15 protein-coding genes are annotated in these 18969 nt (G+C 30.5%); 10 read left to right on the forward strand and 5 right to left on the reverse strand.

The window, feature by feature from the left end; all coding sequences use genetic code 11:
- The first annotated feature begins 169 nt into the window (after positions 1-169).
- Both A7L45_RS09375 and A7L45_RS09380 read left to right on the forward strand, forming a co-directional pair.
- On the forward strand, positions 170-898 hold the full coding sequence (locus tag A7L45_RS09375; RefSeq protein ID WP_071612533.1) for an ABC transporter ATP-binding protein: 729 nt from the start codon (positions 170-172) through the stop codon (positions 896-898).
- Positions 891-2075 carry an ABC transporter permease gene (locus A7L45_RS09380; protein ID WP_071612534.1) on the forward strand — a complete coding sequence of 395 codons (1185 nt, stop codon included), beginning with the start codon at positions 891-893 and terminating at the stop codon, positions 2073-2075. Before A7L45_RS09375 ends, A7L45_RS09380 begins: the two co-directional genes overlap by 8 nt.
- Before the next feature lie 29 nt (positions 2076-2104).
- Here A7L45_RS09380 and putP read toward each other — a convergent pair whose 3' ends face one another.
- The 3 genes from putP to A7L45_RS09395 form a co-directional block, all read right to left on the reverse strand.
- Positions 2105-3589 carry a sodium/proline symporter PutP gene (gene putP / locus A7L45_RS09385; RefSeq protein ID WP_071612535.1) on the reverse strand — a complete coding sequence of 495 codons (1485 nt, stop codon included), beginning with the start codon at positions 3587-3589 and terminating at the stop codon, positions 2105-2107.
- Positions 3590-3746: 157 nt separating this feature from the next.
- The gene (locus A7L45_RS09390; RefSeq protein WP_071612536.1) at positions 3747-4373 is read right to left on the reverse strand and encodes an ankyrin repeat domain-containing protein; all 627 of its coding nucleotides are present in this window, start codon (positions 4371-4373) and stop codon (positions 3747-3749) included.
- A 103-nt stretch (positions 4374-4476) separates the two neighbouring features.
- Positions 4477-5337 carry an AraC family transcriptional regulator gene (locus A7L45_RS09395; RefSeq protein WP_207647768.1) on the reverse strand — a complete coding sequence of 287 codons (861 nt, stop codon included), beginning with the start codon at positions 5335-5337 and terminating at the stop codon, positions 4477-4479.
- A gap of 197 nt (positions 5338-5534) precedes the next feature.
- On the opposite strand from A7L45_RS09395, the gene A7L45_RS09400 reads away from it, so the two are divergent.
- From A7L45_RS09400 to A7L45_RS09410, 3 genes are all read left to right on the forward strand, one after another.
- Positions 5535-7280, forward strand: a complete 1746-nt coding sequence (locus A7L45_RS09400; RefSeq protein ID WP_084647419.1) for an ABC transporter ATP-binding protein — start codon at positions 5535-5537, stop codon at positions 7278-7280.
- A 1-nt stretch (position 7281) separates the two neighbouring features.
- On the forward strand, positions 7282-9066 hold the full coding sequence (locus A7L45_RS09405) for an ABC transporter ATP-binding protein (protein ID WP_071612538.1): 1785 nt from the start codon (positions 7282-7284) through the stop codon (positions 9064-9066).
- A gap of 375 nt (positions 9067-9441) precedes the next feature.
- Positions 9442-10431 (forward strand): 3-oxoacyl-[acyl-carrier-protein] synthase III C-terminal domain-containing protein, encoded by a 990-nt coding sequence (locus A7L45_RS09410; protein WP_071612539.1) that lies wholly within the window; start codon positions 9442-9444, stop codon positions 10429-10431.
- Between the two features lie 29 nt (positions 10432-10460).
- Here A7L45_RS09410 and A7L45_RS09415 read toward each other — a convergent pair whose 3' ends face one another.
- Together A7L45_RS09415 and A7L45_RS09420 are read right to left on the reverse strand one after the other, a co-directional pair.
- Positions 10461-10829 (reverse strand): thioredoxin domain-containing protein, encoded by a 369-nt coding sequence (locus A7L45_RS09415; protein WP_071612540.1) that lies wholly within the window; start codon positions 10827-10829, stop codon positions 10461-10463.
- A 115-nt stretch (positions 10830-10944) separates the two neighbouring features.
- Complete coding sequence (locus A7L45_RS09420; RefSeq protein WP_071612541.1) at positions 10945-11757, reverse strand: flagellin N-terminal helical domain-containing protein; 813 nt, start codon at positions 11755-11757, stop codon at positions 10945-10947.
- A 444-nt stretch (positions 11758-12201) separates the two neighbouring features.
- Between A7L45_RS09420 and A7L45_RS09425 the strand changes: the two genes are divergently transcribed.
- The 5 genes from A7L45_RS09425 to lacZ all read left to right on the forward strand — a co-directional run bounded on the left by A7L45_RS09425 (position 12202) and on the right by lacZ (position 18887).
- Positions 12202-12639, forward strand: a complete 438-nt coding sequence (locus A7L45_RS09425; RefSeq protein WP_071612542.1) for a hypothetical protein — start codon at positions 12202-12204, stop codon at positions 12637-12639.
- 24 nt (positions 12640-12663) lie between these two features.
- Positions 12664-13296 (forward strand): DUF1292 domain-containing protein, encoded by a 633-nt coding sequence (locus A7L45_RS09430; RefSeq protein ID WP_071612543.1) that lies wholly within the window; start codon positions 12664-12666, stop codon positions 13294-13296.
- A gap of 47 nt (positions 13297-13343) precedes the next feature.
- Positions 13344-14003, forward strand: coding sequence for a PspA/IM30 family protein (locus tag A7L45_RS09435; RefSeq protein WP_071612544.1), 660 nt, complete (start codon positions 13344-13346; stop codon positions 14001-14003).
- Between the two features lie 223 nt (positions 14004-14226).
- Positions 14227-14733 carry a nitroreductase family protein gene (locus A7L45_RS09440; RefSeq protein ID WP_071612545.1) on the forward strand — a complete coding sequence of 169 codons (507 nt, stop codon included), beginning with the start codon at positions 14227-14229 and terminating at the stop codon, positions 14731-14733.
- Positions 14734-15860: 1127 nt separating this feature from the next.
- Complete coding sequence (gene lacZ / locus A7L45_RS09445) at positions 15861-18887, forward strand: beta-galactosidase, LacZ type (RefSeq protein ID WP_071612546.1); 3027 nt, start codon at positions 15861-15863, stop codon at positions 18885-18887.
- The last annotated feature ends 82 nt before the right edge of the window (positions 18888-18969 follow it).

The raw sequence follows: 18969 nt of genomic DNA on the forward strand, positions 1-18969 counted from the left end.
ATTGTATCTTTTTATTGGTTAAAGTTAATATATATGAGTTGTTGCTAAACAGGCATGCCTTACAAGAAATACACGTGCTATTATAAAATCATAGGACTAAGATTCCTAATATGAAAATAAATGAAGAACAAAAGTATATTAACAATATTTTACAGGAGGGGGAATTAAATTGTTAGAGGTAAAAAATCTTACTAAAAAGTTTAAAAATTTTACTGCGGTGGAAGGAGTTTCGTTTGTTGTTAATGGGGGAGAAATATTAGGTCTTATCGGAGAAAATGGAGCTGGAAAAACAACTATAATGAGAATGCTTGCAACTATGCTTAAGGTAACAGAGGGTGAAGGAAAGATTGCAGGGCATGATTTAGTGAAGGAGCCTGAAAGCATTAGAGGAGAAATTGGAATTTTATTTGGTGGAGAAGTTGGTCTATATGACAGGCTTACAGCAAGAGAGAATATAATGTATTTTGCCCAATTGAATGGGATGAGCGAAGGCGATGCCAAGAAAAGCATAGAAGAACTTAAACGAGAACTTGAAATGAGTGAATTTATAGATAAAAGGGTAGGTAAATTCTCAAGAGGTATGAAACAAAAGGTAGCGATTGCAAGAAGTATTGTTCATAAGCCTTCCGTTATGTTATTTGATGAACCAAGTACTGGCCTTGATGTTTCTGCCACAAGACTTATTCAAGATTTTATATTTAAATGTAAGTCAGAAGGCAAGGCTATAGTTTTTTCAAGTCATAGCATGACAGAGATTGAAAAGCTTTGTGATAGAGTTGTAATAATACATAAGGGAAAAGTTGTGGAACATGGAACAATAAGCGATCTTAAGGCTAAATATAATAATGAAGATATGGAAGATGTTTTTGTTAATCTTATTGGAGGTAATCATGAATAAATTAGTTAGTGTAATATTACTAAAAGAACTTAAGGATATGCTAAGAGATAAAAAGACAATAATAGTTAGTTTACTTATTCCTCTTTTGTTAATGCCAATACTTAGTTTTATTATGGGAAAGACTATGAATAGTGCTAAGGATGATGTTAATCAAAATACCAAGATTGTAATGGTGGATAAGGGCAGTAGTAGCCTTGGTAAAATATTAAAAAAAGATAAGTCTATAAAATTTATAAGTGGCACTGATGGACAAGGAGCAGTAAAGGATGGAAAGGCACTATTGTCCATCGAAATACCAAAGGATTTTGAAGCATTTATTTCAAAAGGTAATAATTCTGGTATAAAGATCTTTTACGATAATACAAGTCAAAAATCATCGATTGCACTCAGCAAGGTAACTGTTATAATAGATGAGTTAAGCAAGGAGATAGTAGGAAATAGATTAACAAAAAGGAATATTGATATAAAGATATTAACACCTATAACAGTTGCTAAAACAAGTTTTCAAAAGGAAGAAAATGCAGAAGGTCAGATAATATTAGGAATGCTTATTCCTATATTTGTGCTACTTTACAGTGCTACAGGTACTATTGCAGCAGCCACAGACCTAGGGGCGGGTGAGAAGGAACGTGGAACACTTGAACCACTTTTAACAACAAAAGCTGGAAGGCATTATATATTAACAGGAAAACTTTATGCAATAACAATAATGGGCTTTATAGTATCAGTATGTTCTATGATTGGTATTCTAGTTTCCATGAAAATTCCTGGTGGGATGTTCGGAAATGGAAGTACAGCAATTGCTCTAGGGTACAAAGCAATTGCCTTAATTGGAGTAATATCAATAATAACAACAATGTTTTTTGGTGCACTTGAACTAGCGGTAAGTGTATATGCTCGTTCTTTCAAGGAAGCCCAAACTTATTTGACACCATTTTCAATTGTTCCTATATTCGCTGCTTATGGAACTATGTATATGGATGCAAAAAACATACCTTTTCTTTATTTCAACATACCACTACTTAGTGTAAGCTCAGTGGTTAAGGAACTTACAAGTGGAATTTACAATTATGGTCATATAGGAATAACAATAGGATGGTCCATAGTGTATACTATAGTAGCTATTATTTTAGCAAGACATATGTTTAATAAGGAAAGTGTAATATTTAGATCTTAGAATTCAAAAATAGATATAACGAAAGCACCCTAGGGTGCCTTTGTTATATCTATTAAGTTTTTTTCCATAGTTTTAAATTCACAGATTACTGATTCATCAGGCTTCTTTGTTAAAAGGCTTCCAATGATAACAGCTATAAGAGAGAGACTAAAGCCTGGAATCATTTCATACAAATGAGTTGATAGTCCAGTAAGAATCCATATAATAACGGTTAAACCACCTACAATCATACCTGATAATGCACCCCACTTAGTCATTCTTTTCCAGTAAAGACTAAGGAGAAGCATTGGTCCAAAAGCAGAACCAAATCCAGCCCATGCTTGCCCTACTATATTAAGAATAGTTTTGTTTGGAACATATGCAAATATTACTGCAAAGGCTGCAATTATAAGTACTGATATTCTTCCAACAAACATTTGAGTCTTCTCTGTTGCTTCTTTATTAAGAAACGTAAGATAAAAATCCTTTGTTATAGAGCTTGAACAAACCAAAAGTTGAGAAGAAATAGTACTCATAATGGCGGCAAGTACTGCTGAGAGTATTATCCCAGTAACAAAGGGGTGGAATAGTACATCACCAAGGCGAAGAAAAACCATTTCGGGATCTTTTAAGGGTTGGCTTATAGATGTAAAATATACAAGCCCTATAAGTCCACTCGCCATAGATCCTATAAGTCCAATGGCCATCCAGCCTATACCTATTCTTCTTGCTGATTTAAGCTCTTTTGCAGATTTAATAGCCATAAAACGAACTATAATATGAGGTTGACCAAAGTAACCAAGGCCCCAGGCTAAAAATCCTATTATTGTAGATAAACTTGTTCCGCGAAGTATATCAAATAATGCAGGATCAATATGTTTTACCTTATTAGCAAAAGTACCAGGATCTATTCCTAGATTTGTATAGGCTACAATAGGCACGATAACTAGTACAATAAACATAAGACTGCCTTGAAAAAAATCTGTTAAAGTTACGGCTAAAAAACCTCCAAAATATGTATATATTACAACTATAGATAGTGTTACTACTACACCAGAAGTATATGTGAATCCAAATAAGTCCCTAAATAATTTTCCGCCAGCTACAATGCCTGAGGAAACGTATAATGTAAAGAACACAAGTATTATTATGCCTGATACAATTCTTAACATTTTAGAGTTATCTTTGAATCTATTTTCAAGATAATCTGGGACAGTTAAGGAATCGCTAGCAACTTCAGTATAGATTCTAAATCTTGGAGCAAGCAAGCGATAATTTAAATAGGCTCCTATAGTTAATCCGACACTAAGCCAAATACTTGAAATGCCTGTAGCATATACAGCTCCAGGTAGTCCCATAAGCATCCATCCACTCATATCACTGGCACCTGCAGATAAGGCTGTAACCATGGGCCCTAAACTTCTTCCTCCAATCATATAATCAGAAATATTCTTGGTCTTTCTGTAGGAATAATATCCTATTACAAGTAAGATGAGTAAGTATAAAACAATTGCTAAAAGCGAGTAAAATTTCATTCAGAATCTCCTTTATTCTAATTTAGGTTTTATAATGTGCATAAAATGTAGAAATATATATAAATATATTATCATATTTATGGAAAAATTGGAACAATAATAGTAAAATGTAATCATAAAATCACCTGTAAATTTTACAGATGATTTTATGATTACATTATTTACTTCTATTATATTTTATTAAAATATCAGAAATTTTCTTATTTTCACAAAGATCTAAGGGAGTGTAGCCTGTGGAATTTGTTGAATTTATGTCAAAGCCTAAATTTATTAGTGACTTTAAAAATTCTTCGAAATGGTCATCAAAACAGTTGATATAATCATCGTGAAGAAGAGTGTTTTTGTATTTATCCCGTATATTTATATCTGCTCCATATTTTACAAGTAAATTCAGAAGCTCCACAGAATAATTAAAGCTACAGTAAAATAAAGGGGTTTTACCAGATATGTTGATTGCATTAACTTTAGCACCTTTTTTAAGTATCATAGTTATTACATCTATATGAGGTTTTATCCTTGCACAAAGTTTATGAAGAGGGGTTTCTAAGAGATCACTATTATGAGCGTTAATATCTGCACCGTTATCTATTATAAGTTCAATTGTTTTAAAATAATTATTTTGGCAATTATCAATAGCATAATAAAGTATGTTTTCAAGTTTAAGATCAGGATTTAAATCTTTAGATTTATTTAAATAATCCCTTATTGCATCTACGTTGCCCTCATCTATAAATCTATAAACTGATTTAGGTTTTGCCGCAAATAAACCTTCGAATATTTTCATGTTGCACCTCCTGTTAATTTTATAGCTAATATTATTTTAACATAGCAAGGCTTAAATGAAAATTAATATAATTAGAACTACACTTTTGCCATAAAAGTCCTAATTATATTAATTTGATAAATTGATTATCATCTGTTTTATGTTTTAATTTTGATGGAGGATAGCCATAATATTTTTTAAAAAGTTTGCTAAAGTGATACATGTCAGGATAACCCACAGATAAAGCTATTTTTTTTATAGATTGGTCTCCAATTTCAAGGGAGTGTTTTGCTTTTGAAAGTCTTAGTTTTATTAGATAATTTATTGGTGAAGTACCTGTACTTTCTTTAAAAAGCTTAGAAATATAAGCGGGACTAAGGTACATGTTTTGTGAGATTACTTCTAAAGAAAGACTATGCATAAAATTTTCGTTTATAAATTCTAAAACTGTATTTACTATGGCAGTGTTATCATAGTTTTCAAGATTTAATATTCCTTTTTGTTTTAAAGTCGAACTTTCAAAAGTTGCGTTAAAAAGAATGGAAAGAAGTTTAATACCCAGACTTTTTAGAGATAACTGTAGGGCTGGTTGGTTTTTACTTTGCTCTGAAATAACGTCTGAACAGAGTTTTAGAAGTTCATTTTCATATTTAGATACATTAATAATAGGTGATACATGGTTTTCTAGAAAATGATCTGGCAAAAGTCCTTTTATGTGAAGGTTTTCATAACCTACGTGAAATTCATGAATTTCGCTACCGCTGGGAAGAACTTTTCCGTGATATGCATGAGGATTGAAAACAAGCAGGTCACCCTTTTTGACAATGTGTGGAACACCACTAATATTGTATGTACATGTGCCTGCTAAAACATATATTATGGATAGAAAATCATGGCAATGATAGGCAACATCACTTTTATCATTGAATTTTTTTGTAAAAGTATATAACATTTTCGGGTTGAAATCATCTAAATCAATTTTCAAATTGCACATAATCTACCTCTGTAAAATTATTCTATATTTTAAGTATATTATAAGTCATTATAAGTAAATAATCAAAGCATAATTAAATCTTTATTCTATAAAATAAGAATTGACATTAAATTAGTATAGATAGTACATTTTATTATATGAGCATATACATGATAATAGTATAGAGAAAAAAATATGGGGTGGTAATTATGGCTTTTAGATGGGTGTGGAAGTATGCAAAAAAATACAATATTAAAATAATAATAGGTTTTATACTAGTTATTATATGTTCTGCTATGAATATGGTGGCACCATATTTATCTGGAACAATTGTAGATAGGGTTATTATGGGAAAAGAAAGTAATATATTAATTCCGTTATTAGGAGTTATTACAGCAGTAATATTGCTTAGGTCTATATTAAGATATATTTTTTTGATCCTACTCGAAAATATGTCTCAAGATTCTATATTTGATATTAGAAATGATATTTATAGTAATCTGCAGAAACTTGATTTTGATTTTTTTGATAAAACTAGTACAGGCGATATAATGAATAAAATGACTGGTGATATAGATGCAGTGAGACATTTTCTTGCATGGGTAGGCTATAACGTTTTAGAGAATTCATTTATATTTTTGTTTGGGATAGCAATTATGTTTTCAATTAATTATAAACTTACATTGATTTTACTTATGTTTACACCTCCAATAGCTTATTTTGCAAGAAAGCTAGCAATAGATGTAAAACCAACTTTTTTTAATGTAAGGCAGCAGTTCTCAAAACTTAACTCAGTAGCACAAGAGAACATAAGTGGTAATAGAGTAGTAAAAGCTTTTGCTAAGGAAGAATTTGAAATTGGAAAATTTGGAAAAGAAAATGATGAATTTAGAAAAAGAAATATTGATTCTGCAAAAGTCTGGAGAAAATACCTTCCTATTATAGATTCATTATCTATAAGTCTTAATATAGTAATTATTCTTATAGGTGGAATTATGGTAATTAACCAAAGCATAACCATAGGAAATTTGGTTACTTTTAATGCTATGATATTTACAATAAATAATCCAATGAGAATGGCAGGTTGGTTAATTAATGATATTCAAAGGTTTTCAGCGTCCGGTGAGAAAATAATCGAGCTTATGAATACTAAACCTAAAATTAAAAACTCGGAAAATCAAGTGGAGGAAGATAGAATAAAAGGTAATATAGAGTTTAAAAATGTAAACTTTAATTATGGGGATGAAGAAGTACTGGAGAATATAAATTTGAAAGTAAGCCCTGGGCAAACCATTGCAATAATAGGACATACGGGTTCTGGTAAGTCTACTTTCGTAAGTTTGTTATGTAGATTCTATGAATGCACAAAAGGAGAAATATTAATTGATGGTTATGATATAAAAGATTTTAATTTAAGGCGGTTACGCAAAAATATAGCGGTAGCTATGCAAGATATATTTCTTTTTTCAGATACTATCGAAGGAAATATAGCCTATGGGTTGCCTACAGCATCAATGGATGAAGTTAGATGGGCAGCTGGAATTGCTGGCGCTGATGATTTCATAAACAAGATGGAGGAAGGATATGATACGATTGTTGGTGAGAGAGGAGTGGGACTTTCTGGGGGGCAAAAGCAAAGGATTTCACTTGCGAGAGCTCTACTAAAAAATCCATCCATAATAATACTTGATGATACTACCTCTAGCCTTGATATACAAACAGAAAATAATATAAGACATTCACTGGACAAATATTTTAAGGATAAGACTACATTTATTATTGCACATAGGATATCTTCGGTAAAAAATGCAGATATGATATTAGTACTCAATAATGGAAGAATTGTAGAAAGAGGAACTCATAGTGAATTGCTCGTAAAGAAGGGTGAATATTATAATGTGTATATTAACCAATTTGGTAATTTTGATGATGCAAAGGGGAAGGAGGTAGGTTGAAATGGCTAGGAATAAGTATGATGTAGATGAAAAATTAGAATCAGAATTTAATATGGGACACGTTAAAAGACTTATGAGATATGTTATACCTTATAAGAAAAAAATGGTTATAACTATAGTAATTATGCTAATAGCATCAGTTGCAAATCTAATTGGGCCATACCTTATTAAGGTAGCACTGGATAGTAAGATACCAAGTAAAGATGTAACGGGGCTTATAATACTTAGTTTAATATATTTAGTTACAGTAATTATTAATGGAGTTTGTTTAAACATAAAAATAAAGTCTATGACAGATATAGGACAAAGCGTAATTTTAAACATAAGAAAAGATTTATTTGAGCACCTACAAAAACTTCCATTTAGTTATTATGATAGCAGACCGCATGGTAAGATATTAGTAAGGGTAGTTAATTATGTAAATTCATTAAGCGACCTTTTATCAAATGGTATCATTAATTTAATTACAGATAGTTTTAGTTTGATTGTAATTATTGTATTTATGTTTTTAATAGATGTTAGACTTACACTGATTGGTCTTGTGGGACTTCCAATACTCGTAGGAGCTGCTTTTACTATTAAGTCACTTCAAAGAAAAGCATTTCAGATTTTAAGTAGTAAATCATCAAACGTAAATGCGTATATTCATGAAAGTATATGTGGTATGAAGGTTACTCAATCTTTTTCTAGAGAAAAAGAAAATTTAAAAATATTTAATGAACTTAGTGATAATTATAGGAAGGCTTGGATGCACGCTATAAAAATTCAATTCTTAATGGGCCCTTTTGTAGATAACATTGGAAATTTAGTTGTGGTTGCAGTTTACATTATGGGAGTGGCATGGATTGCAAATGGGTCGATAACAATAGGTGTACTTATTGCTTTCATAGCATATATAGGTAGGTTCTGGGGACCAATAAATAATATTGCAAACACATATAATGCTATTATAAATAACATGGCTTATTTGGAAAGAATATTTGAAACTATGGATGAGGAACCTAATGTTAAAGATTTACAAGATGCATATGAAATGCCTGAAATAAAAGGCTTGGTAGAATTTAAAAATGTTAATTTTTGTTATGAAGATGGACAAAGAATATTAAATGATGTAAATTTCAAAGCAAATAAAGGTGAGTCGATAGCACTAGTAGGTCCTACGGGGGCAGGTAAAACCACTATAATTAATCTTATAAGCAGATTTTATGATCTCGAGAGTGGAGAGGTGCTTATAGATGGAGTAAATGTTCGGGATGTATTACTTAATTCATTAAGAAAACAGATGGGTATTATGCTTCAGGATTCGTTTATATTCGCAGGTACTATAATGGATAATATAAGATATGGCAAGCTTGATGCAACGGATAAAGAGGTTGTTGCTGCTGCAAAAGTAGTTAGAGCTCATGAATTTATAACTACATTAAGTGAAGGATACAATACCCAGGTAAATGAAAGAGGGTCAAGACTATCAGCCGGTCAAAGACAGTTAATATCTTTTGCAAGAGCTTTACTTGCAGACCCAAGAATTTTAATTTTAGATGAAGCAACTTCAAGCATAGATACAGAGACAGAAATGTTACTTCAAAAAGGTCTTGAAGAACTTTTAAAAGGAAGAACTTCATTTATAATAGCTCACAGACTTTCTACTATAAAAAATTCAGATAGAATAATGTATATTGATCATGGAAGTATTGTTGAATCGGGGAGTCATGATGAACTTATGAAATATAAAGGTGAATATTATGACCTTTATATGAGTCAATATAGGATGCTTGAAGCTATATAGAAAGGTTAAAAATTAAAATAAACATAGATTTAAACATTATAAATATAGAGAGCAAAGTAAACTTATTTAATAGGAAAGTAAAATGGGATTGAAGTTAACTTCAATTCCATTTTACTTTGTATAATACAGTTTAATGACGTATAGGAAAAGTGGTACTATTAAATTTAAATTATCATCTTTAATGTTTACATTTTAATATATTATAAGTAAATATGATATAAAATTCAATTTTATAGTAAATTTTATAGCACTTTAGCCGATAGTAGAAAGTGGGCAAAGATATAACTTTGAAAAAGCAAAGAAATATTGCAAGTTAATTATTTTTAATATCAAAACAAAAGATATATTTAGTTACACCAAGGAGGAATTACATAAATGGAAAATGTAAGAATTTTAAAGGTAGAAATTTATCATCCTGATAATGAGGTATTTAATAGTTTTTATCTGAAGCATTTTAAATCTCAAGGAAAAGACATTGAAGGTTTGTTAAGAGCTTTTGGGCGAGATAAGAGATATATAATCGATGATGATAATGAGAATACTGTTACTATGGGCATAAAAGTAGCTAATAAAGTATTGAAAAGTGCAGGCCTAGAGGGAAAGGATATTGATATGGTTATGTTTTCATCTCAATTTCCTGAATATACATTTCCAAGTCAATCGCTAATAGTACATAATGCAATAAATGGGAAAGAAGATTGTATGTGTATGGATACAAATACAAATTGTGCAGGAATGCTTGTTACTGTTGAGCAGACTATAAGAGCTATGATGGGCAATCCTCATGTAAAAAGAGCTTTAGTGATAGGGTCTGATTATACTTCGATACATTGTAGGGACGACGATGAACTAACTTACCCTAATTTTGCAGATGGGGCTGCCGCTATTATTTTAGAAAAGACAGAAGAGGGCGGGTTTATAGATAGTATGTGCAAAAGTAATGGTGCTACATGGGAGTCAGTTAAATATCCAGCTTGTGGTATGTCAAAAGTATATAAAGAAGAATTATCAGTTAGAGATAGAAGATTACAATGGACACCTTTTGAGGGTTTATTTATAATTGACAAGGCCGTAACTTCAATTCATGCCTTACTAAATAGGAATAGTCTAAAAATAGAAGAAATAAACAGCTATTGCTTTTCTCAATATTCAAAAGCATTTTCAAACCTTGGTTCAGAAAAATTAGGGGTAGATATAAACAAGTTTATTTATATAGGTGATGAATATGGATATACAGGAACAAGCAGTCCATTTATATCATTTTATGAGGGAGTTAAAACTGGTAGAATAAAAAGAGGAGACATTGTTTGCCTTTGGACAGTTGCAATTAATTGGACTATTTGTACTATGCTTATAAGATATTAAAAGAACGTGGGATTCCCACGTTCTTTTTATTATTTTACGGTAGCAGTTGAAAGCCCAGCTTCCTTACAGAGCCTTTGAAGTTGCATTTTTAGTACTATATTTTTTGTACAATCAAATATAATAGTCTTAAAACCCTCTTTTTTATACATTTCTAAACAACCTTTTAACATATTGGTCATATCGACACCTGATTTAGTATCTTTTCCTGAAACTTTTAGTTCTTTGCAATCAAATTGGAGTTCATATTCTTTTGCATTAACAGGTTTAAGAATTATTGTGTAATCGTGTACAAAGCCATCAGCATCGGAAGGACCGAATGAACCAAAAGCCTTTGCAAATAGTATTTGTTTTGTTTTGTCTAATTTCAATTCATATTTCTTATCGTTATCTGTTGTCATATAAAACACATCCTTATTATATATTTATAAACTTAAGTTAGTAATCATTTACTCTAATATAATAATATTCTATTTTAGTACAATTTTCAACAAAAAAATACTTTTTATACTAAACTTATTTCAATAGTTGTAATACATTTTGGGCTTGTTGATTAGATTGTGATAACATAGCTTGGGCAACTTGATATAGAATACTATTTTTTGAGTATTCCATCATTTCCTTTGCAATATCTACGTCTCTTATTCTAGATTCCGCAGACTGTAGATTTTCAGCAGTAATATCATTTATTGAGATTACGTGTTCTAATCTATTTGTAAATGCACCTAATGTTCCCCTAAAAGAAGAAGTCTTTTCAATTGCTTTCTGTACAGTCTTTATTGCATTAGAAGCATTTTCTAGGGTTGATATATTAGCATCATCTAAATTTAATGCAGTTCCAGTCATAGATTCTAGCTTTATAGTCATTGATCCATTTGAGTTAGCACCTATTTGGAGTATAAGTTCATTATCATCTTTACTCAATAAAGGTATAGTATTAAATTCAGTTTGATTTGCACTTCTTGTAATTTCTTCTTTTAATTGCACAAACTCTTTATTTAATTGAAGTCTATCATCATCAGAGTTTGTACCTGTAGCTGCTTGGACAGCTAATTCATTCATTCTTTGAAGCATAGAATGCGTTTCATTTAGGGCTCCGTCAGCTGTCTGAAGTAATGAAATACTATCCTCAGCATTTCTAGAGGCTTGCTCTAATCCTCTAATTTGACCTCTCATCTTTTCGGAAATAGCAAGACCGGCGGGATCATCTGCTGCTCTATTTATTCTTAGACCTGAAGATAATCTTTCCATAGACCTGCCCATTTTATTTTGAAGAATAGACATTTGTCTACAGGCAAACATTGCGCCAATGTTATGAGTAATTATCATAATTAACTCCTCCCTAAAATTTTAGACTCCTTTTATTACAGGTTTGTATTGGTAAACAGTTATATTACAAATAAAGGTTTAATTAAAAAGAAAAATATTTATGTAAGAATTATGTATTGGTTTTATTATACAATTTTTATAGCGAATTGGATACAGTATTATGGTTGTATTTTATAATATTTATTAATATTTTAGACTTAATTAATATTATATATGGCAAAGTAATAAATGCAGTTAATTTAGCTTAGCTTGCCTATTAATAATACTCTATTCATGTTATCATATACTTATAGATGTGGGCAATTATGGTTTAGATTGATTTTATTTATAAAATAAAAAAGTCGAAAATCTGTAAAGTCTCTAAGGAATATTAGTAAGTTTTATTTATAAAATATAAATATGTTAGTGATTAAGAATTTTCGCTAAATGGGGGATGAGATAAGCTTGAAGAAGTTATCAAAGATATTATCAATACTACTGATGGTGGCATTACTTGTAACAATTAATTTTGATGTATATGCTAAATCAAGGTCCGGTGGATTTAAATCAAGTGGTAGTCATAGTAGTTCAAGTAGTAAAAGTTCGAGTAGTAGCAGTAGTGGAGGATTTAAATCAAGTAATAATTATACAAAACCTTCAACTGCAACAACGGATAAAACATCAACATCGACTGATAAATCGACAAGTAACAGTAATAGTTCAACTCAAACACCAATTGTAGGTAGTAATAATAATTATAGTAACAACAATCATAGAAGTTTTATACCAATGATGTTTTTTGGAAATTCATTTGGTAGTTCGATATTTAGGTATGCAGGTTTAATTATTATTTTATTAATAATGTTCTATGTGTATAGATTTATTAAAAGAAAACGTAAATAAAAGGTAAGGGTGGGTTAAAAAATAATGGGTAATGAAAAAGAATATTTAAGTAAAATGAATGATACTTATGTAAAAGCTCATGGTGATTTATTTTTAAAGATATATTCTAATGAGTTTCGTGATGATACATTAAAGAATAAAGTTAAAGCCTTAAAATTCGAGAAAATATCTTTGGAGTTTATTGATATAATAGACAAATCTATTAAAGCGTCTAATAAGTTAATGCATTTTGTTGTAGATGATACTAAAGAGGTTAGTGATTATTACAAGAAGTATAGAGGTCAATTAGATCAAGTTCAAAATTGTTCTAAGTGTGAATGTATAGATTGTGCATATGAATGTAACTTTAGTTCTTGTGGTAATTGTTTATCAGGATGCAGAGTTAAGACCTGTGATAAAAAAGAAAATTGCATAATAGAAAGTACTAAGACACTTGAATTATACGATGATAATAAAGAAAGAAATGTTGAATTTGAGATATTAGCAATAGTAGAAAGCAAATCTTATGATAAAAAGTATATACTGTTGCAAGAAAAGGAAAATGAGGATAATAAACAAATGTATATTATGACTGATGGACTATCAGATACTGAGTATATAAATATAGAGAATGAGGAAGAACTGGAAAATATAGCTGGACTATTCATGGAGAGCTAGTATACAATGTATATAATCATTAAAGATAATAAGGAGGAATATAAACAATGGGAATATTTGATAGATTAGGAAATAGCCTAAAAGCAGGAGTTAACAAGATAATTGATGCAAATGAGGATACAGCAGCGCTTATAGACCAAGCCATAAGAGATAAAGATGCATCTTTAAATGAGGCAAAATCTAAATCAGCTGTAGTTTTTGGAAATGTAAAAAGACTTGAAAGAGAAATGAATTCAGCTAAAGAAGATATGACCAATTGGGAATCTAAAATAAAACTAGCTATAGAAAAAGGTAATGATGAATTAGCTAGTAAAGCAATTGCTAAACAAAAAGAATGTGAAGCTACTAGTGTTTCATTATCAAAATCTTATAATTCAGCTAAAATTACTGCAGATAGCTTGAAGAAAAGTTTGGTAGATTTAGAAGATGACTTAAAAGATTTAAGAGGCAAGAGAGATGGCTTAATAGCTAGACTTAAAACAGCAGAGGCTGCACAGGAAGTTAATGCAATTACAGCTAATATTAAAACAAAAGGTAATAGTATTGATTTAGATAGATTAGAACGTAAGATAGAGGAAAAAGAATGTTTAGCAGAAGGGTTAGGAGAACTCAAAGTTGATTCTTTAGAGGATGAATTTGAGGCACTCGAAAAAACATCTGTAAGTGATGATTTAGCGGCTTATAAAGCTAAATATGCTAAACAATAATTAACAGTAAACAAAGGCATGCCAATATTTCTTATAGAAATATTGGCATGCTTTTTTTATTTTTTTTACTTTATTAGGTACATTAGTATCATTATAGGTACTATGTAATAAAAAAGTGCGTACTTGTAATTAAGATACAATGAAGTAAAATAGTAACATAGAGAAAATGATAATCAATATAATGAATTATCGAAATAATCTTAATTAATATGGAGGTAACAAAATGGAAGCAATATTTAATAGAAGAAGCATAAGGAAATATGAGGATAGACCAATTGAAAAGGAAAAAATAGAAAAACTTTTAAGGGCTGCGATGCAGGCACCATCAGCAGCAAATCAACAACCTTGGGAATTCTTGGTTATTGAAGATAAAGAAATATTAAAAAAATTATCAGAAGTGAGTCCCTACTCAAAGATGGTTAGGACTTCAGCTGTAACATTTGTTCTTTTAGCTAGAAAAGATGGGTTATTAGCACCAGGTTGTGTACCCCAAGATATGGGAGCAGCATCAGAAAATCTTCTTTTACAAGCAGTAGAACTAGGACTTGGAGCAGTTTGGCTTGGGGTAGCATCTATTGATGAAAGAATGAGTTATATAAAGGATTTGTTTAACTTACCTGATAATATAGAAGCATTCGCATTAATTCCAGTAGGATATCCAGATGGTCAGCAAAATAAGTTTGTAGATAGATTTGATAAGGCAAGAGTTCATTATGAAAGTTATAAATAAATAAGAAAACAAATAAACCTTTGACTAATTAATTAGTCAGAGGTTTATTTATTATATTTTTTTTATTAAGTTACGATCATACAATTTAGAAAATATTGTTTTAATAATAGCGTAAGTAGGGATTTCTTAATATGTTATTTTTAAACATAGCTATCCACTTCCTTCTTCAAACTACATATAATATAGTTTGAGCATATAAGATATGAAGTTATTCAATTTTCACTTCTCTGTTGGTATTGCATAAAATAAGCATACTAAGCCTCCTATGACAATTAATAAACCTAAAATTGAGGACAGCTTCATAATTTTCACCTCTTTTTATTTAATGACATTTCAGAAGGAAAGTCTTCCATTTCTATAAGTGGGAGCTACATATCTTAACAAATAGAAAACTTCAGTGGCAGTGTAAATCTCCTTCTGAAGTCGTTAATATTGCAGCTCCGCAGGAGATGATTTAATCTTATCTACCTAATTGTTAGCATATATTTTGTTGATATAAAAAACATCCTAATTGATAATAATAGAGTGGCATATGAAGAGTTACATAGTAGTTAAAAGTATTTTAATGCCAACGAGCGCTAGAACTGGAGTTGTAACACACAGAGAAATTAAGATAGCTTGAAGCCATGATATTTCGGGACTGTTTTTGTATTTAGATTCCATGATAAATTGACCCCATTTCTTCATTAAATACTATATTTTATAACAATTTTATAATGATATAATTTAATTTACTATATATACCATTTGACATACAGAATACCACAAAATTAATTCCATTGCAATATATTTGGAAGGAAGTTCACTTTATTAAGTTGTTTTAAGGTATTAAAACCTAGAAAATAAAGAATTATTATTAACCCCTAATTTGTGTTTTTGACGTTCAACTATTATCTTTGTATACATTTACAGCAGTATGGTATATAGTACTAATTGAATCAACTATAATATTACTATATAAATTAATAGCGCTAATACAACTTAAATATAGCCACTTTTGCTGGATATAATTTTGAAATGTATAGGAATAAGGTTCGTGATAGAGTTTTTAACATTTCATTGCAGGAATACTAGGTTCTGTTAAAGAATAATATATTATAATAAAATATAAAGTGGGAGATGAAATTATGGATTTTAAAATACCAAGTTTAGAGTGGCTTTCTGATACATCAGTTTTTGCTGTTAACAGAATTGAGGCTCACTCAGATCATAAATATTATTTGACAAAAGAAGAAGAATCAAGTGGAAAAATGGATTTGCGTCAAAGTTTGAATGGAAATTGGAAGTTTAGTTTTGCAGTAAATCCAAGCTCTAGAATTAAAGATTTTTATAAACCTGAATTTGATTGCCATTGTTTTAAGGATATAGAAGTTCCTGCACATATACAACTTCAAGGTTATGATAAACCTCAATATATAAATACCATGTACCCTTGGGATGGGCATAGCGAGTTATTACCACCTGAGGTATCTAAAGAATATAATCCTGTGGGAAGTTACGTAAAGTATTTTGATATTGATGAAAATATTAAAGGAGGACCTGTATATATTTCTTTTCAAGGAGTGGAAAACGCTTTTTATCTTTGGTTAAATGGTGAATTTATAGGGTATAGTGAGGACAGTTTTACCCCGGCAGAGTTTGATTTAACTAAGCTTATTAAAGATGGAGAAAACAAGCTGGCTGTAGAGGTATATAAGAGATCAACTGGAAGCTGGCTAGAAGATCAGGATTTTTGGCGTTTTTCGGGAATATTTAGGGATGTGTATTTATATTCTGTTCCAGAAACTCATATTCAAGATTTATTTGTGAAAACGAACCTAGATAAGTCTTATAAAAATGCAGTATTAAATCTAGATTTAAAAATAAAGGGAGAAATTAATTCTACCATAGATTTAGAGCTTATGGATAAAGATGGAATAGTGGTAGTAAAAGATATAGGAACATCTTTAGCAAAGATCATATCATTAGATTTAAATGTTAATGACGTAGAACTTTGGAGTGCTGAAAATCCATATCTTTATACCTTATTTGCTATAATTCGAGGACTTGATGGAGAAGTAGTTGAAGTAGTCAGCCAAAAGGTTGGATTTAGAAGTTTTGAAATGATAAATAAGATTATGACCATAAATGGCAAACGTATAGTGTTTAAGGGCATAAATCGTCATGAATTTAACTGTAGAAAAGGTAGAGCTATTACTAAAGAAGATATGTTATGGGATATATTATTCTTAAAGCAAAATAATATAAATGCTGTGAGAACTTCTCATTATCCTAATCAAACACATTGGTATGAGCTTTGTGATGAATATGGCATATATTTAATAGATGAAACTAATTTAGAAACTCATGGATCTTGGCAAAAGATGGGTAAAATAAAACCTGATTGGGTTATTCCTGGCAGTAAAAAACAGTGGTTAGATATTGTACTTGATAGAGCAACGTCCATGCTTGAAAGGGATAAGAATCATCCGTCCATTTTAATATGGTCTTGTGGAAATGAATCCTTTGGTGGAGAAAATATATATAAGATGTCAAAGTATTTTAGAGAAAAAGATCCTTCAAGATTAGTTCATTATGAAGGTATATTTTGGGATAGGAGCTTTAATAAAACTAGTGATATGGAAAGCAGAATGTATGCTAAGGTTTTTGAAATTGAAGAGTATTTAAATAATGATCCAGAAAAACCATATATAAGCTGCGAGTACATGCATGCCATGGGAAATTCCTGTGGAGCACTGCATAAATATGTGGAGCTTGAAAGCAAATATCAGCTTTACCAAGGTGGGTTTATTTGGGATTATATCGATCAGTTCTTAATTAAAAAGGATAAGTTTAATCAGGAAGTTATGGCTTATGGAGGAGATTTTGATGATAGACCAACGGATTACAACTTCTGTGGAGATGGCATAGTTTATGCAGATAGAAAACCATCTCCAAAGGTTAGCGAGGTAAAAAAACTTTATCAAAATATAAAATTGATTACTGACAAAGATGGAGTTTTAGTTAAAAATGAAAATTTATTTATAGATACTTCAGATTACATTTTAGAGTACTGCTTAGAGTTTAATGGAAAAGAAATTTACAAAGACTTTATAACAGTTATTGTTAAGCCTTGTGAAGAAAAATATGTAAGGTTTAAACTCCCTGAGGTGAAAATTTTTGGAGAATATGCTTTGAATGTATCATTTAAGCTTAAAAATAGTAATATTTGGGCAGAGGCTTTGCATGTGGTAGCATTTGATCAGTATGTATTTAATGTAGAGGGAACTATTGATGCTAAAAAATTAACTAAGATTCAAGTTGTCCATGGAGATGTAAATATTGGAGTTAAAAATGATGATTTTAGTGTCTTATTTTCAAAACAAGAAGGTGGAATGGTATCTCTTAGATATGATGGCATAGAAATGATAACTAGGGCGCCAATGCCTATTTATTGGAGAGCTATGACGGATAATGATAAGGGAACTAATCATGGATTTAGGTGTGGACAATGGCTTCAAGCAAGTATGTTCCAAAGTTGCATTGATGTAAAGGTAATTGAAGATGATTATAGCATTACTGTAGAATATACATATGCACTTCTAGCAGGAATACAGGCTGAAGTTAAGATAGCCTATACTGTATATTCTAATGGTGAAATTAAAGTAAGTTGCGATTATAAAGGTGTTAAAGGAATGCCTGAGCTCCCTATATTTGGAATGGCATTTAAATTATCCTCGGATTATGATAATTTCAAGTGGTATGGCAAGGGACCAGAAGAAAATTATGTGGATAGACTTCATGGAGCAACACTTGGAATTTTCGAAAAATTAGTGGAAGAAAATATTTCTGGGTATATTGTACCTCAGGAAAGTGGAAACCATACTGGGGTTAGATGGGCTAAGATAAAAGATAAAAATGGATTTGGTATTGAGTTTGAAGGGAGCAAGGTACCATTTGAATTAGGAGTATCTCCATATACAGCATTCGAGCTTCAAAATGCATATCATCACAATGAACTACCAAAAGTTAACTATACAGTAGTTACAATTGCAGCAAAGCAAATGGGAGTTGGTGGTGATGATAGCTGGGGAGCACCAGTTCACAAAGAATATCTTATAGATTCCTCAAAGGATATTCACTTTGAATTTACAATGAGAAAATGTTTAGAATAGTGAATGTGAATAATAAAATTTAATTGATTCATAAAACCTCCTATACTGTTAGGCTTTGACACTTAACATTATATAGGAGGCT

Origin of the sequence: Clostridium estertheticum subsp. estertheticum, from assembly GCF_001877035.1 — a bacterium.
Taxonomy (GTDB): domain Bacteria; phylum Bacillota; class Clostridia; order Clostridiales; family Clostridiaceae; genus Clostridium_AD; species Clostridium_AD estertheticum.

What these genes read in the sequence shown, in the direction of transcription:
- A7L45_RS09380 (WP_071612534.1), top strand. Translation starts at nt 891, where the DNA reads ATGAATAAATTAGTTAGTGTAATATTACTAAAAGAACTTAAGGATATG.
- putP (WP_071612535.1), bottom strand. Translation starts at nt 3,589, where the DNA reads ATGAAATTTTACTCGCTTTTAGCAATTGTTTTATACTTACTCATCTTA.
- A7L45_RS09390 (WP_071612536.1), bottom strand. Translation starts at nt 4,373, where the DNA reads ATGAAAATATTCGAAGGTTTATTTGCGGCAAAACCTAAATCAGTTTAT.
- A7L45_RS09400 (WP_084647419.1), top strand. Translation starts at nt 5,535, where the DNA reads ATGGCTTTTAGATGGGTGTGGAAGTATGCAAAAAAATACAATATTAAA.
- A7L45_RS09405 (WP_071612538.1), top strand. Translation starts at nt 7,282, where the DNA reads ATGGCTAGGAATAAGTATGATGTAGATGAAAAATTAGAATCAGAATTT.
- A7L45_RS09410 (WP_071612539.1), top strand. Translation starts at nt 9,442, where the DNA reads ATGGAAAATGTAAGAATTTTAAAGGTAGAAATTTATCATCCTGATAAT.
- A7L45_RS09415 (WP_071612540.1), bottom strand. Translation starts at nt 10,829, where the DNA reads ATGACAACAGATAACGATAAGAAATATGAATTGAAATTAGACAAAACA.
- A7L45_RS09420 (WP_071612541.1), bottom strand. Translation starts at nt 11,757, where the DNA reads ATGATAATTACTCATAACATTGGCGCAATGTTTGCCTGTAGACAAATG.
- A7L45_RS09430 (WP_071612543.1), top strand. Translation starts at nt 12,664, where the DNA reads ATGGGTAATGAAAAAGAATATTTAAGTAAAATGAATGATACTTATGTA.
- A7L45_RS09435 (WP_071612544.1), top strand. Translation starts at nt 13,344, where the DNA reads ATGGGAATATTTGATAGATTAGGAAATAGCCTAAAAGCAGGAGTTAAC.
- A7L45_RS09440 (WP_071612545.1), top strand. Translation starts at nt 14,227, where the DNA reads ATGGAAGCAATATTTAATAGAAGAAGCATAAGGAAATATGAGGATAGA.
- lacZ (WP_071612546.1), top strand. Translation starts at nt 15,861, where the DNA reads ATGGATTTTAAAATACCAAGTTTAGAGTGGCTTTCTGATACATCAGTT.